Annotated in this window: 12 protein-coding genes; 8 read left to right on the top strand and 4 right to left on the bottom strand. The window is 42.9% G+C overall.

What is annotated here, in order from left to right; translation table 11 throughout:
* Positions 1–174: 174 nt before the first annotated feature.
* The 5 genes from IGJ05_RS03950 to IGJ05_RS03930 all read left to right on the top strand — a co-directional run bounded on the left by IGJ05_RS03950 (position 175) and on the right by IGJ05_RS03930 (position 4,900).
* Positions 175–1,275: a glycerol dehydrogenase gene (locus IGJ05_RS03950; RefSeq protein WP_081116845.1), complete on the top strand. Its 1,101-nt coding sequence runs from the start codon at positions 175–177 to the stop codon at positions 1,273–1,275.
* Positions 1,276–1,684: 409 nt separating this feature from the next.
* Positions 1,685–2,650 carry a PLP-dependent cysteine synthase family protein gene (locus IGJ05_RS03945; protein ID WP_074536418.1) on the top strand — a complete coding sequence of 322 codons (966 nt, stop codon included), beginning with the start codon at positions 1,685–1,687 and terminating at the stop codon, positions 2,648–2,650.
* Entirely contained in the window at positions 2,640–3,785 is a 1,146-nt protein-coding gene (locus tag IGJ05_RS03940) for a cystathionine gamma-synthase (protein ID WP_081116844.1), read from the top strand. The genes IGJ05_RS03945 and IGJ05_RS03940 overlap by 11 nt, the downstream gene beginning before the upstream one ends.
* Positions 3,786–3,787: 2 nt before the next feature.
* Positions 3,788–4,432 (top strand): class I SAM-dependent methyltransferase, encoded by a 645-nt coding sequence (locus IGJ05_RS03935; protein ID WP_266166920.1) that lies wholly within the window; start codon positions 3,788–3,790, stop codon positions 4,430–4,432.
* A 12-nt stretch (positions 4,433–4,444) separates the two neighbouring features.
* Positions 4,445–4,900 carry an S-ribosylhomocysteine lyase gene (locus IGJ05_RS03930; protein WP_008382180.1) on the top strand — a complete coding sequence of 152 codons (456 nt, stop codon included), beginning with the start codon at positions 4,445–4,447 and terminating at the stop codon, positions 4,898–4,900.
* A 95-nt stretch (positions 4,901–4,995) separates the two neighbouring features.
* Here the strand turns inward: IGJ05_RS03930 and IGJ05_RS03925 are convergent, their stop codons facing one another.
* Positions 4,996–5,751 carry a Tat pathway signal sequence domain protein gene (locus IGJ05_RS03925; RefSeq protein ID WP_081116842.1) on the bottom strand — a complete coding sequence of 252 codons (756 nt, stop codon included), beginning with the start codon at positions 5,749–5,751 and terminating at the stop codon, positions 4,996–4,998.
* A gap of 105 nt (positions 5,752–5,856) precedes the next feature.
* On the bottom strand, positions 5,857–6,396 hold the full coding sequence (locus IGJ05_RS03920) for a hypothetical protein (protein ID WP_081116841.1): 540 nt from the start codon (positions 6,394–6,396) through the stop codon (positions 5,857–5,859).
* A 388-nt stretch (positions 6,397–6,784) separates the two neighbouring features.
* Here IGJ05_RS03920 and IGJ05_RS03915 point away from each other — a divergent pair, with 388 nt between their 5' ends.
* Positions 6,785–7,024, top strand: a complete 240-nt coding sequence (locus tag IGJ05_RS03915) for a hypothetical protein (protein WP_074934010.1) — start codon at positions 6,785–6,787, stop codon at positions 7,022–7,024.
* Positions 7,025–7,072: 48 nt separating this feature from the next.
* On the opposite strand, the gene IGJ05_RS03910 is transcribed toward IGJ05_RS03915, so the two are convergent.
* On the bottom strand, positions 7,073–7,810 hold the full coding sequence (locus IGJ05_RS03910) for an amino acid ABC transporter ATP-binding protein (RefSeq protein ID WP_005225946.1): 738 nt from the start codon (positions 7,808–7,810) through the stop codon (positions 7,073–7,075).
* A gap of 1 nt (position 7,811) precedes the next feature.
* Entirely contained in the window at positions 7,812–9,965 is a 2,154-nt protein-coding gene (locus IGJ05_RS03905) for an amino acid ABC transporter substrate-binding protein/permease (RefSeq protein ID WP_438725037.1), read from the bottom strand.
* Positions 9,966–10,235: 270 nt separating this feature from the next.
* On the opposite strand from IGJ05_RS03905, the gene uvrB reads away from it, so the two are divergent.
* Complete coding sequence (gene uvrB / locus IGJ05_RS03900; RefSeq protein ID WP_010748162.1) at positions 10,236–12,227, top strand: excinuclease ABC subunit UvrB; 1,992 nt, start codon at positions 10,236–10,238, stop codon at positions 12,225–12,227.
* A gap of 13 nt (positions 12,228–12,240) precedes the next feature.
* Complete coding sequence (gene uvrA / locus IGJ05_RS03895) at positions 12,241–15,057, top strand: excinuclease ABC subunit UvrA (protein WP_005225949.1); 2,817 nt, start codon at positions 12,241–12,243, stop codon at positions 15,055–15,057.
* Positions 15,058–15,063: the final 6 nt, after the last annotated feature.

Genomic DNA, 15,063 nt, shown 5'->3' with positions numbered 1-15,063 from the left:
CAACTCATGCCCTTATAAAACCATCCGTTTTATAAGGGCATGAGTGTTTGTATGGCTATAAATGTGCAGTATGGGCAAGAATCGAATCTTCTTGGCCATCTTTTTTTCTTTTCCTTTGAAATCGCTTGCTTAGTGTGTCACAATAAAAGTAGACCAATTAAAGGAGGAGATACAATGGAAAGAATATTTGCGAGTCCGTCACGATACGTTCAAGGAAAAGGGGTCTTAAAGCATGGGTTATCCCATATCAAAGATTTAGGAAAGAAAGTGCTTCTTTTGACCGATGAAACTGTTTGGAAAATTGCCGGTGAAGAACTATTTGAGAACCTGAAAGCAGCCGAGTTAGATCCGGTAAAAGAAATTTTTGGTGGAGAAGCTTCTGCAAATGAAATCGATCGTATCGTCTCTAAAGCCAAAAGTGAATCAATCGAAGTGATTGCCGCATTAGGTGGTGGGAAAGCCATCGATACTGGGAAAGCTGTTGCGGATGAATTGAAAATACCGATTGCTGTTTTGCCAACGATTGCCTCCACTGATGCACCAACTTCGGCACTTTCTGTTATTTATACTGATGAAGGTCGTTTTGAAAAGTATCGTTTTTATAACAAAAATCCTGAACTTGTCTTAGTGGATACCGCTGTGATTGCCAAAGCGCCTGCCAAATTGCTAGCCGCTGGTATTGCGGATGCACTCGCAACCTATGTCGAGGCACGTGCTGTTGCTCGAAGCCATAGTAAAAATATGGTCGGCGGGGTGCAACCAATTGCCAGCATGGCGATCGCTGAAAAATGCGAAGAGATCCTTTTTGAGAATGCCTTAAAAGCCTATCAAGCGAATAAAAAACAAGTCGTTACCGAAGCTTTTGAACAAATCGTGGAAGCCAACACTTTGCTTAGTGGATTAGGCTTTGAAAGTGCAGGTCTGGCAGCAGCTCATGCGATTCATAATGGCTTGACAGCCCTTGAAGGAGACGTTCATGATCTGACCCATGGTGAGAAGGTTGCTTACGGAACACTCACTCAATTGATGCTGGAAAATGCAGATCCTGAAGAGCTCGACCAATATATAGAATTGTATCAGGCATTAGAATTACCGACGACATTATCCGACATGCATCTTGCGGAAGCCAGCGATGCAGACCTATTAAAAATTGGCGAGCAAGCAACCATCGAAGGGGAAACGATCCACAATATGCCATTTCCGGTTTCTGCAGAAGATGTTGCAGCAGCGATCAAAGCCGTGGATGCCTATGTGAGTGCTTACTATCCTCTATGATGTTATTTTATTAAAGATCATCAATGTGTGCTCGGTGATTTCAAAAAACGTTTGACAATAAAAAAGAGTCGTGCTATTTTGATAACAAGCAAATTAAAGGAGGGAACAAGACATGACAAACGTCAACACACAAACTACCTGTTGTTGTTGTATGGTGCAAAAAGCAGCATACCGATTTGTCATGCCTATTATTAGTTCCTTTGTCGCAGAAGATCGCTGAAGTTTCTTTAGTGATTCACTTCTTTCCGGATAAGACGACATTTTTTTGGGGTACTGATGTAATAGTCAGTACCCCTTTTTGTTTGCTGTTTTTTACCGCTTTCATTGGCGACGGCTGATGATTGCAAATGAAAATGGGTACATGAAGCATACGAGTTGTGCCAAACAAAGTTGAGCGAGGAGTCGAGCGATGATCGTTAATAATATAAAAGCATTGATTGGGCACACCCCATTCTTTGAATTTGATGCCGCAGCATTTGGCGGCAAAAAGGGAAGTACCATCTATGCGAAACTTGAGTATTTAAATCCTGGTGGAAGTATCAAGGACCGCTTAGGAAAGTATTTGATCGATGAAGCGTTTCGCGAGCATGTGATCGATCATGAGACAACCGTTATCGAACCGACAGCGGGAAATACTGGAATTGGTTTAGCTTTAGCTGGAATCGAGTATGGCTTAAAAATGATTTTTGTCATTCCTGAAAAATTTAGCCTTGAAAAGCAGCAACTGATTGAAGCGTTGGGCGGGACCATCGTTCATACGCCCACTGAAGCAGGCATTCAAGGGGCGATTGAAAAAGCAAAGGAAATAGCAAAACAGCTACCAAATAGTTATATGCCAATGCAATTTCACAATCAAAACAATCCTGCAGCCTACCAAGCAACCTTAGGCCCAGAGATCTTTCAGGAGTTATCTGGAAAAATTGACAGCTTTGTTGCTGGAGCTGGCAGCGGGGGGACCTTCGCGGGTGTCGCAACATACTTAAAGAAGCAAAAATCAAGCACTCGACTTGCTGTCGTTGAACCAGAAGGATCGATCTTAAATGGCGGGCCTGCCCATGGACATGAGATTGAAGGGATCGGTGTTGAGTTCATTCCACAATTTTTTGACGATTTGCTTATTGATCAAATTTATACGATCAGTGATGCGGAAGGCTTTGCTTTTACTCGTTACTTGGCAAGAAACTATGGTTTGCTTGTTGGAAGTTCAAGTGGAGCGGCGATGGCAGCAGCAGTAAAAGAAAGCCTCGAATTACCAACTGGAAGCTCGATCGTTACCGTCTTTCCAGATGGAGGCGATCGCTATCTATCAAAACAGATTTATGCGGGTGAATCAGCAATCACCCCATTCATAGGAGGAGTAAACCATGCATTTTAATACAAAAGTAATCCACGGCGGTATCAGCGAAGACGAAATGACTGGTGCTGTTAGTGTGCCAATTTACCAAACATCAACCTATCGGCAAAATGCTCTTGGTCAGCCAAAGCAATATGAATACAGTCGTTCAGGCAATCCAACTCGATTTGCCTTAGAAGAATTGATTGCGGATCTGGAAGAAGGCGCCCAAGGGTTTGCTTTTGCCTCTGGATTAGCAGCCACCCATGCGGTCTTCTCGCTGTTTCAGACTGGAGACCATGTCATTTTAGGGGATGATGTATATGGCGGGACGTTTCGTTTGCTCCATCAAGTATTAGAAAAAAGCGGATTGTCTTATACACTTGTCAAAACAAATGAGCTAGCTGCCGTTGAAGCAGCCATCCTTCCAGAAACCAAAGCGATCTTTCTGGAAACGCCGACTAATCCATTATTGAAGATCACGGACATCGCAATCGTTGCCCAACTAGCTAAAAAACAGGACATTTTGACGATCGTGGATAATACCTTTGCGACCCCTTACTTTCAAAAGCCGCTACAATTAGGCGCAGATATTGTGATTCACAGTGCTACCAAGTATCTCGGTGGACACAGTGATGTAGTAGCTGGGTTAGCGGTTGCCAAAGAGCCGCAAATCGCCAAAAGAATTGCTTTTTTACAAAACGCCATTGGTGGTGTATTGGGGCCTCATGATAGCTGGTTGATCCAACGAAGCATCAAAACACTTGCTTTGCGGATGGAAGCACATCAAAACAACGCGATGAGAATTGCCCACTACTTACAAGCACATCCAGCTGTCGCAAAGGTTTATTATCCAGGATTGATTGCCCATGAAGGACATGAGATCGCCAAATCACAGATGTCTGGGTATAGCGGTATGATATCTTTTGAACTAAACGATGAATCGAAAACAGCAGAATTTGTTGAATCATTAAAGATTTTTACTTTAGCAGAAAGCTTAGGTGGCGTGGAAAGCTTGGTAGAAGTGCCAGCCGTGATGACCCATGCCTCGATCCCTAAAGAAATTCGTGAGCAATCTGGGATCAAAGATGGCTTGATTCGGTTGTCTCTCGGCATCGAAGACGGTGAGGATCTGCAGGCAGATTTAGAGCAAGCGTTTGAAAAGGCAGGTAGCTAGTGATGGGGAGAGAGTTTATTCCAATTTTTTCTGACTGGGCAGCTGAGTACGATGAAACAGTTGCAGGTAAGGATGAAGAATATCGAGCGGTTTTTTTCAAATATGAACAGTTACTCGCTGAAATTGCTGAAAAAGCAGGGCAGTCTGTGGTAGAATTTGGTAGTGGAACTGGAAATCTAACACAAGCTCTGCTTGATCAAGGAAAAAACGTGCTGGCAATCGAGCCATCGCCAGAGATGCGGCGAATCGCCAAGTCAAAACCCAGTCTTTCTAAAGTGACTTTTGTAGATGGTGATATGGAGGTTTTTCCTGAGATCACGGATGTGATTGATACGATCGTTTCTACCTATGTTTTTCATCATCTTACGGAGGACGAAAAACAACGGGCAATCGGCAAATATGCTGCGATGCTGCCCAAAGGCGGGAAAGTGCTTTTCGGGGATACGATGTTTCTTTCTCTAGCCCACAAAATGGAACGAATCGATGAAGCACGGCAAGCTGGTCACCAGCGACTAGCCGCTGATCTGGAAAGAGAGTACTATCCAGTCACAGCGGATATCGAACGATACTTTCGTCAGCATGGGTTTACCAGTCGTTTTAAGCAGATCAATGAGTATGTTTGGCTTGTGGAAGCACAAAAAGAGTAGGAGAGAAGTACAATGAAAATGAATGTTGAAAGCTTTAATTTGGATCATACGAAAGTCAAAGCACCTTATGTACGGGTTGCCGATAAAAAACAAGGAACGAATGATACCATCATCAAATATGATGTCCGTTTGAAGCAGCCGAACCAAGCGCATATGGATATGGCAAGTCTGCACTCGCTAGAACATTTGACGGCAGAATTGATTCGTAATCATGCGGATTATATCGTGGACTGGTCGCCAATGGGCTGCCAAACCGGCTTTTATTTGACTGTCTTGAATCATGACGATTATGAAGAGATTTTGACCGTCCTAGAAAAAACCATGAAGGACGTTTTGCAAGCAACTGAAGTACCTGCCAGCAATGAAGTGCAATGCGGTTGGGCGGCGAACCATACCTTAGAGGGTGCCCAAAAATTAGCGCAAGAATTTCTTGATGAACGTGACAATTGGTCGACCGTTTTTGCCTAAATAAAAATAGAAGTAGAAAAAAGGTGCCTGCGTTTGGATTCGCAGACGCCTTTTTTGTTAAACCCGCAAAGAGACGGGGGTTCGATAGTTTTTGTTTATGGTTCTACTGCTTGGACAGTGATGCCGACTCCGTTTGGATTATAGGTTTGACTAATGTAAAACTCAAATCCTTCATGAATAAAGAAAAGTCTCCGAATGGCGCTAACGTCTCTGATGTGAGCATCTAAACCATACTGTTCGATCAATGTCTCTTTGATCTCCTCAATATCATCCTCTTTCCCGAATTGTGAGAAATCAATACCGAAAAATTCTGGGACATCAACCAATGTGATTCTAGATAAATGTTCATTTCCCGCGTTATCCGAGTCAAAATCAAAGCTGATTTTGGACAGTTTGTCCCTTGAACCTAAAGGAACTCTTTTTGTCTCGAGAGCGCTGCTGTCAGCCATCGTTGATAACAAATCAATGGCTGAATCAGGTAAACGAGTGGTTACTTTTCTTACTTCATCAACCATTGCTCCTTGATCGGGAGAAAAAACTTTTCTAGTCTCTTCCGTGACGATCACATTTTCGCGGCGCCGCTTTCGGTTAATGGCACTGCGCTCTTGGTTTACCCGATCACTACGTTTGATGAGATCGAGGCCAAGATCGCTGATGGATTCAGGGGAAGGCCTTTCTTCCAGTAAAGCAGTTAAGTAATCGATCTCTAAAAACTGCTCGTAGGCAGCTGCTGGCTGAGTTTCGCTGTAGAAGAGGACAGCTCCGAGTAAAAAACAACTAATGCCCAAACAAAGCAAAAGACTTCTTCTGCGATGCTCCCGGATTTTTTTCAGAGGACGATTCAGTTTCATTTTATCCTTCAACTCCTAAGTTTTTTAGACGACTCATGATAATAGAGGTGTTTGAATTTCATCACGCATTTTGCCAATCTTAGTTACGAGAGATCGCTTAATGGATTACTCAATTTCTGTTTCAGAAAACTGATCATGCCAGGTAACGCCAGTAACGGTTCGGTTGGAAAGGGTAACGATGATCGCTTCGCCCTCTTGATTGATCCAGGCATTGGATTCCACGCCTAGAATCGCTAGTCGCCAAGAAGGCAGTCCACCCATGATCTCTAATACTTGATCGCAGGACATTCCTTCTTGCAATTGGTGGAGCAAATCTTTGGTGACGGTTCTATTCCAACGTCGTGGCAATCCTATCTGCAATTGCTCGCAATAGGAGAAGTGAGAGGTGGATTCTTCGGTACTTACTGACTGTTGATCAAGGCTGTCAGAAGAGCTGCTTATGTCAATTGTAGTAGACGTTGTTTGCTTTTCAGTAGAGAAAGAGCTGCTAGCTTCCGAATCCATTGACAATGATTGAGAAGTCACCGCTGTTTCTAATGAAGAACTGCTTTGTCGCGTTTCATCCAGGAGTTCGTCAATCAGGGTACAGCCTGTGAGTGAGAAGGAAAGGAAAATCAGTAAGGGAAAGAAATAGATGGTTTTCATACGATGCATGCCTCCAAAGTAATTTTCTGCATTTTTCTTTTGTTGTTATTTTAAGGTTGGTTTTTTATAAGAAGGGTTCTAACCGATGTTTAAACAAAAGAATCAATGTATTTATACAGCTTATGCAGTTATGGAGGGAGTGTTGTTTAATAAGTGTAACATGCCACTCCTGATCTGACTACTCGATTTCAAATTGCATTTCATAGTTTTAATAAAATTTAGTCTCTATTCCTGATGATTATAAAATTCACGTGATATACTATAGTCAACTACAAGATAAAAAAATACGGCTTCAGTGGCAAAGGGCATTTGACGCAAACAGATCGTTGGGAATGTTTTCGAGCATTTGAATGTGGCATTGTTTTAATAGAAAAGGGAGGAAGAGGGAATGAAGATCTTAAGGGATTGGCAAGCAAAACATCAAGCGAAAAAAGAAGCAAAAAAACAGGCATTACGGTTAAAAAATGCCAAGCTTCGTGCAGCAGGGAAAGAGCCGTTGAAGGGCTGGGGGAAAATGGTTGATACTGGCATCGGCGGGGCGAACAAAGCAAACCCCATCGATACAAAAGTGTTTTTGGGGGAAAATCAAAAGCGGATCGCAGATGAAACGAAACGGAACAAACAATAAAGAAAACCTCTGCAACAGTTCCTTCGTCGGACTGTTGCAGAGGCTTTTTTAAATATTCAATACTTTGTCTAAGAAGTCTTTGGTACGCTCATGCTTAGGATTGGTAAAGATTTGCTCAGGTGTACCGTCTTCCAAGAAGTTCCCGCCGTCAATAAACATCACACGGTTTGCTACTTCTTTGGCAAACCCCATCTCGTGAGTAACGATCACCATGGTCATTCCTTGTTTTGCCAAATCCTTCATAACATTGAGTACATCGCCAACCATTTCTGGATCGAGTGCGGAGGTTGGTTCATCGAACAACATCACATCGGGATTCATTGCTAAAGCTCTAGCGATCGCCACCCGTTGTTTTTGTCCTCCAGACAGATTGTCAGGGTACATGTCTTTTTTATCTGCCAAACCGACCGTTTCTAATAAACGAATTGCGTTCTTTTCCGCTTCTTGCCGAGAAGCATTTTTTAGATCCATCGGTGCTAAAATGATATTTTCTAAAACCGACAAGTGAGGGAAGAGATTGAAATGCTGAAACACCATGCCGATATGTTGACGAACAGCATTGATATTGGTGTTTTTATCCATCAGATGTGCGCCGTCAACGATAATATCGCCGCTGGTTGGTTCTTCTAAGCGGTTCAAACAGCGTAAGAACGTCGATTTCCCGGATCCTGAAGGACCGATCACACAAACGACTTCTCCTTCAGCGATTGAAACATTGATATTGTTCAATACGGTATTGTCGCCGTATTTTTTTACAAGATTTTCAACTAAGATTTTTTCTTTCATGCTATTTCACCTTCTTTTCTAAAACTTTTGCAAGTTTCGTTAAAGCTGTGATCACGACTAAGTAAATAATCGCGATGATCAAGTAAACATAGGTACTTTGCGTAGTCCGAGCAACGATGATTTTCCCAGTTTGCAATAATTCTACGACTCCGATAACCGAGATGATCGTTGTATCTTTCAACGAAATAACGAATTGGTTAACGAAAGATGGAATCATGATTTTGATCGCTTGCGGTAAAATGATTTTCTGCATTGTCCGAGTGTAGGTCATCCCCAAACTACGAGAGGCTTCCATCTGACCTTTTGGCACCGCATTGATCCCGCCACGGACGATCTCAGCGATATAGGCACTGGCATTTAAAGTCAATGTAATGACCCCGGCTGCAAAGTCGGGAATCGTGATACCAATGGCATCGGAAAGGCCGAAGAAGATGAAGAAAGCCAATACCATCATAGGAATACCACGAATGATATCAACATAGATCCCTGCAAAAACCCGCAATGCTTTGATTGGAGCAACACTAAATAGTCCAAAAATGATGCCGATCACTAATGCTAAGGCAAAAGAAATCAATGCTAGTAAAAGGGTATTCCATAAACCTTTTAATAAGACGTTATAGTTGTTGCTGATCAAACCAGTGATCGTTGATTCATCCACTCGTTTTTCTGTGGCAGAGCCATCTTCAACGTATTTATTGATGATTTGATCGTACTCGCCAGTCCGTTTCATTTCTTTCAATGCTTCATTGAACATTTGGATCAGTTCAGGATTTTGGCCTTTTTTCACCGCAAAACCGTACTGACCGCCAGATTCTTTTTCAATCGGTGTCACTAGTTTTTGACCTTGGCTGATGGCATAACCGATCACTGGATAATCATCCATCATGGCATCGATTTGTCCGCCGTTAACAGCCGCATATAATTGATCGGCCGCATCATAATATTTGATCGAATAGCCATATTTTTCTTCGTTGGCGATCAAGAAGTCTGCACTTTCTGTCCCCACTTTCGCACCAACGGTTTTTCCATCTAGATCTTCATAGGAATTGATGGAATCATTGCCTTCTTTTACAGCGATCTGAATGCCGCTTTCAAAGTAAGAGTCTGAGAAGTCGTAGGATTGGCGACGCTCATCAGTGATCGTCATCCCAGCGATCATCCCATCTGCTTGGTTACCATCCAAGGCTTGCAAAGCTCCTGAAAAACCGATGAAATTGAATTCAATGTTGAACCCTTGCAATTCTGCCGCCCGATTCATTAAATCAACATCGATCCCTACATACTCATTGTCTTCATTTTGGAATTCAAAGGGAGCGAAGGCGGAGTCACTGGCAATTCGGTAAACATCTTTCTTTGGTTCGACTTTCACCATTTCACTGGTGTCTGCATCTGAATCAGACGTTGTGATGTAAGTATTGACGATTTCGTCGTATTTGCCAGAAGCTTTCATGTTGGCTAAACCAGCATTGAATTTTTCAAGTAGTTCTTGATTTTGGCCTTTTCTGACAGCGAATCCGTAAGAAGCACCTTTTTCAGGTTCGCCGACAAGTTTCATCGGTTCGCCGTTGTTGATGGCATAGCCAAGCACTGGATAATCATCAAAAGCGGCTGCCACAGTACCATTGCGTACAGCGCCATACAACCCAGTAGCGTCATCATAAAGTTTGATGTCGTAGCCATATTGGTCTTTATTTTCTTCTAAAAAGCGGGCACTTTCGGTACCAACCTTTGCACCGACCGTTTCGCCCTCAAGATCTTCGTAGCTAGTAATGCTGTCATTGTCAGCAGCTACCGCCATTTGAATCCCACTATCAAAATAAGGATCTGAGAAATCAAACGTTTCTTTACGTTCATCAGTGATGCTCATCCCAGCAATCATGCCATCTAACTGATTTGATTGCACACCTTGAATGGAGGCGTCAAAACCTAAAGGACGTAAATCAACTGCAAAACCTTGATCTTCAGCGATCGCGTTTAATAAATCTATATCGATCCCAACGTATTCATTATTTTCATTTTGGAATTCGAAAGGAGCAAATGTTAAATCTGTTCCTATCTTATACGTAGTTTCCTCCGCACTTGCTGACTTTACTGATAGCGTAAAAATGCTGATAATCAGCGCGATTAAAGCGAAGGACATGTGTTTTCTTTTCAAGAAAATTCCCCCTTTAGATATAACGTATTTATAGATTATATGGATTTTTTCTTCAACACACAAGTCTTTCTCTTTAAAAATATGACAAAATTGCTTAAACCTCACATCAGATGTTAGAAAATCAAACATGTTAAGTTATGCTTAATCGCATGAAACTTTCATAGCAAATGATGGCGAAAGTATGTTCGCTATGATATACTTATTTATGGAAAAGCGGCAGCGAGTTTTTCTTTTTTTGTTGTCGTTTAGAATAATCGAGGGGGAATGAAGATGATCGAAAGAACAACTTCCCATGAATTTGACTTAGTATCAAAATATCAACCAGCTGGGGATCAACCAGAAGCGATCCATCAATTGGTTGACGGGGTGGTCGGTGGAAAAAAAGCACAGATTTTGTTGGGAGCCACTGGGACCGGTAAGACTTATACGATTTCTAATCTAATCAAGGAAGTCAATAAACCGACATTGATCATTGCCCATAATAAAACACTGGCTGGACAATTATATGGCGAGTTCAAGGACTTTTTCCCAAATAATGCGGTCGAGTACTTTGTCAGTTACTATGATTACTATCAACCAGAAGCGTATGTTCCTTCCAGTGATACATACATCGAGAAAGACTCCAGTGTCAACGATGAAATCGATAAGCTGCGTCACTCGGCCACAAGTTCTTTATTAGAGAGAAACGATGTGATCGTTGTAGCTTCTGTCTCTTGTATTTTCGGTTTAGGTTCGCCGATCGAGTATGCCAGACAGGTTGTTTCTTTACGAGTAGGGATGGAAAAGTCTCGCGATCAACTATTAAAAGAATTGATCGAGATCCAATTTGAACGAAACGACATCGATTTTCAACGGGGACGTTTTCGCGTACGTGGCGATGTTGTGGAGATTTTCCCAGCTTCTCGTGATGAGCGAGCGTTACGCATTGAGTTTTTTGGCGATGAAATCGATCGGATTCGTGAAGTCGATGCCTTGACGGGCGAGATCATGAGTGACACCGAACATGTGTCGATCTTTCCAGCAACTCACTTTGTGACCAATGAAGACCATATGGAACATGCGATCGCTTCGATCCAAAGTGAACTCGATGAACGACTGAAAGTTTTGCGAGCAGAAAATAAGCTGTTGGAAGCACAGCGTTTAGAGCAGCGAACCAACTATGATATTGAAATGATGCGAGAAATGGGGTATACCTCAGGGATCGAAAACTACTCTCGCCACATGGATGGACGAAAAGAAGGCGAACCGCCTTATACGTTATTAGATTTCTTTCCTGATGACTTTCTGATCGTTATTGATGAATCCCACGTGACCATGCCGCAAGTTCGTGGGATGTATAATGGTGACCGTGCTAGAAAACAAATGTTAGTGGATTATGGTTTCCGTTTGCCTTCTGCACTGGATAACCGTCCGCTACGCTTGGAAGAATTTGAGAAGCATGTCAACCAAATCGTCTATGTTTCAGCAACACCTGGACCATATGAATACGATCAAACCGATACCGTCATTCAGCAAATCATTCGTCCGACTGGTCTGTTAGATCCGGTGATCGAAGTACGACCGATCATGGGTCAAATTGACGACCTCGTAGGAGAAATCAATGAGCGAGTCGAGCGAAATGAACGGGTCTTTGTCACGACCTTGACGAAAAAAATGTCTGAAGATTTGACGGATTACTTTAAAGAATTAGGGATCAAAGTCAAATACCTGCACAGTGACATCAAAACATTGGAACGAACAGAGATCATTCGCGACCTGCGTCTCGGTGAATTTGATGTACTGGTCGGAATCAACTTATTGCGAGAAGGGTTAGACGTCCCAGAAGTTTCCCTGGTTGCGATCCTTGATGCCGATAAGGAAGGCTTCTTGCGCAGCGAGCGTTCATTAGTCCAAACCATCGGACGAGCAGCTCGTAACTCAGAAGGAAAAGTAATCATGTACGCCGATAAAATGACCGATTCGATGCAGCGAGCGATCGACGAAACAGCGCGACGCCGAAGTATTCAAGAAGCCTATAACGAAGAACATGGAATCGTACCGAAAACCATCATCAAAGAGATTCGCGATCTGATCGCAATCACGAAAGTGGCGGAAGAAACTGGCGAATACACCACGACTTCTTATGAAGAGCTGAGTCGTGAAGAAAAAGCAACCTTGTTGTTGAAATTAGAAAAAGAAATGAAAGATGCTGCGAAAGCACTGGATTTTGAAACGGCTGCTACCTTGAGAGATACTATTCTTGAGCTAAAAGCTGCTGATTAGAAGGAGAAACAATATGGCAAATGATAAAATCGTGATCCATGGGGCACGGGCCCATAATTTAAAAAATATCGATGTGACGATTCCCAGAGACCAGCTCGTTGTTGTAACTGGTCTTTCGGGTTCAGGGAAAAGCTCCTTAGCATTTGATACGTTGTATGCCGAAGGACAACGCCGATATGTCGAAAGTCTATCGGCGTATGCCCGTCAGTTTTTAGGGCAAATGGATAAACCCGACGTAGATAGCATTGATGGACTTAGTCCAGCGATTTCTATCGATCAAAAAACCACCAGCAAGAACCCGCGATCAACAGTGGGGACGGTTACTGAAATCAATGATTATCTGCGGCTTCTTTACGCCAGAATCGGTCACCCAATCTGTCCCAATGATCATATTGAGATTACTAGTCAGTCGGTTGAGCAGATGGTGGATGAAGTTTTGGCATTACCAGAACGCACCAAGATCCAATTGTTGGCACCTATCGTTTATCAAAAGAAAGGGCAGCACAAAAAAGTCTTCGAACGTATCCAAAGAGAAGGTTATGTTCGGATGCGGGTGGATGGCGAAGTCTATGATGTCTCCGAAGCGCCTGAATTAGAAAAAAATAAAAAGCATGATATTGCCATCATCATTGACCGAATCGTTGTAAAGGAAGGCATCCGTTCTCGTCTGTTTGATTCCTTTGAAGCGGCATTACGTTTAGCTGATGGCTATGCGGTAGTCGATGTGATTGGTCAAGAAGAGATGCTTTTCAGTGAACATTATTCTTGCCCGTATTGTGGCTTTACAGTTGGTGAATTAGAACCACGGCTCTTTTCATTCAATGCGCCTTTTGGTGCTTGTCCAGACTGTGATGGTCTTGGTGTGAAGCTAGAAGTCGATGTCGACCTAGTGATTCCCGATCAAAGCAAAACGTTGCGTGAAGGCGCACTATTACCTTGGAACCCAATCAGTTCACAGTACTATCCGCAAATGCTGGAACAAGCCTGTCAAGAGTTCAATATCGATATGGACACACCCTTTGAAGAGCTACCAGAAGAACACAAAGACATTATTTTGAATGGTTCGAATGGCGAAATTTTCCATTTCCATTATGAGAATGATTTCGGTGGCGTGCGTGATGTTGAGGTAGCTTTTGAAGGAATCTTACCAAATATTAAACGCCGTTATCATGAAACCAACTCTGATTTCACCCGTGATCAAATGCGTTTGTATATGACGGAATTGACTTGTAAAACTTGTCATGGCTATCGTTTGAACCCTCAAGCGCTGTGCGTGCAAGTCAACGGAAAACACATTGGTGAAATGAGCGAGATGGCAATCAACAATGCGTTGAACTTTGTCGAAGAATTGAAACTATCGGAACAAGAGCAAATGATCGCACGTCCGATCGTGAAAGAAGTCGATGATCGTTTAAGCTTCTTGAAAAATGTCGGATTGGACTATTTGACCTTGAGTCGTGCATCAGGCACACTCTCTGGTGGGGAAGCGCAACGGATTCGTTTGGCAACACAAATCGGCTCCAATTTGTCTGGGGTGCTTTACATTCTTGATGAGCCATCGATCGGTCTTCACCAACGGGATAACGATCGCTTACTAGATTCATTGCGGAAAATGCGTGATCTTGGGAATACCCTGATCGTCGTTGAGCATGACGAAGACACGATGCGGGCAGCGGACTACTTGATCGATGTCGGTCCAGGTGCAGGACACGCAGGTGGTGAGATCGTCGCTGCAGGCACTCCTGATGAAGTCGCAGCCAATGCGTCTTCCTTAACAGGTCAGTACTTATCAGGAAAACGACAAATCCCGACACCAACGGAACGCCGCAAAGGCAATGGTGAAAAGATTCGTGTGACCGGTGCTTCTGAGAATAACTTGAAAAACATTTCGGTCGATTTTCCATTAGGAAAGTTCGTCGCCGTTACTGGGGTCTCTGGCTCTGGTAAATCGACATTAGTCAACGAAATTTTGAAAAAAGCCTTGGCGCAAAAAATCAATCGGAATTCGAACAAGCCTGGTCGCTTTAAAACCATTACTGGTTATGAAGCGATTGAGAAATTGATCGATATCGATCAAAGCCCTATCGGTCGGACGCCTCGAAGCAATCCAGCAACGTATACCAGTGTCTTTGATGACATTCGCGATTTATTTGCTAAAACCAATGAGGCGAAAGTCCGTGGTTATAAAAAAGGCCGCTTTAGTTTTAATGTAAAAGGTGGACGTTGTGAAGCATGTAAAGGGGACGGAATCATCAAGATCGAGATGCACTTCTTACCTGATGTCTACGTACCTTGTGAGGTTTGTCATGGCAAACGTTATAACTCAGAAACGTTAGAAGTTCATTACAAAGGAAAAAATATTTCGGAAATCTTAGATATGACCGTGGAAGATGCAGTGGAATTTTTCCAACATATTCCTAAAATCCATCGAAAATTGCAAACGATCGTCGATGTCGGTCTAGGTTATGTCACGATGGGACAACCAGCGACTACTTTGTCTGGTGGGGAAGCGCAACGGATGAAGCTTGCCAGTGAACTGCACAAAAATTCCAATGGCAAGAGTTTTTATATCTTAGATGAACCAACGACTGGTCTGCATACGGATGATATTGCCCGTTTGTTGAAAGTTTTGGAACGATTTGTCGACGCTGGCAATACCGTTTTAGTGATCGAACACAACTTGGATGTCATCAAATCAGCGGACCATGTGATTGATCTAGGTCCAGAAGGTGGCGAAGGCGGTGGAACGATCATTGCAACTGGTACACCAGAAGAAATTGCTGCGGTTTCTGAAAGCTACACCGGTCATTATTTGAAAAAAGTCCTTTAAGCAAGG

Source organism: Enterococcus sp. AZ167, from assembly GCF_051714025.1.
GTDB lineage: Bacteria > Bacillota > Bacilli > Lactobacillales > Enterococcaceae > Enterococcus_D > Enterococcus_D casseliflavus.
This window is presented reverse-complemented; position numbering and strand designations above follow the sequence as displayed.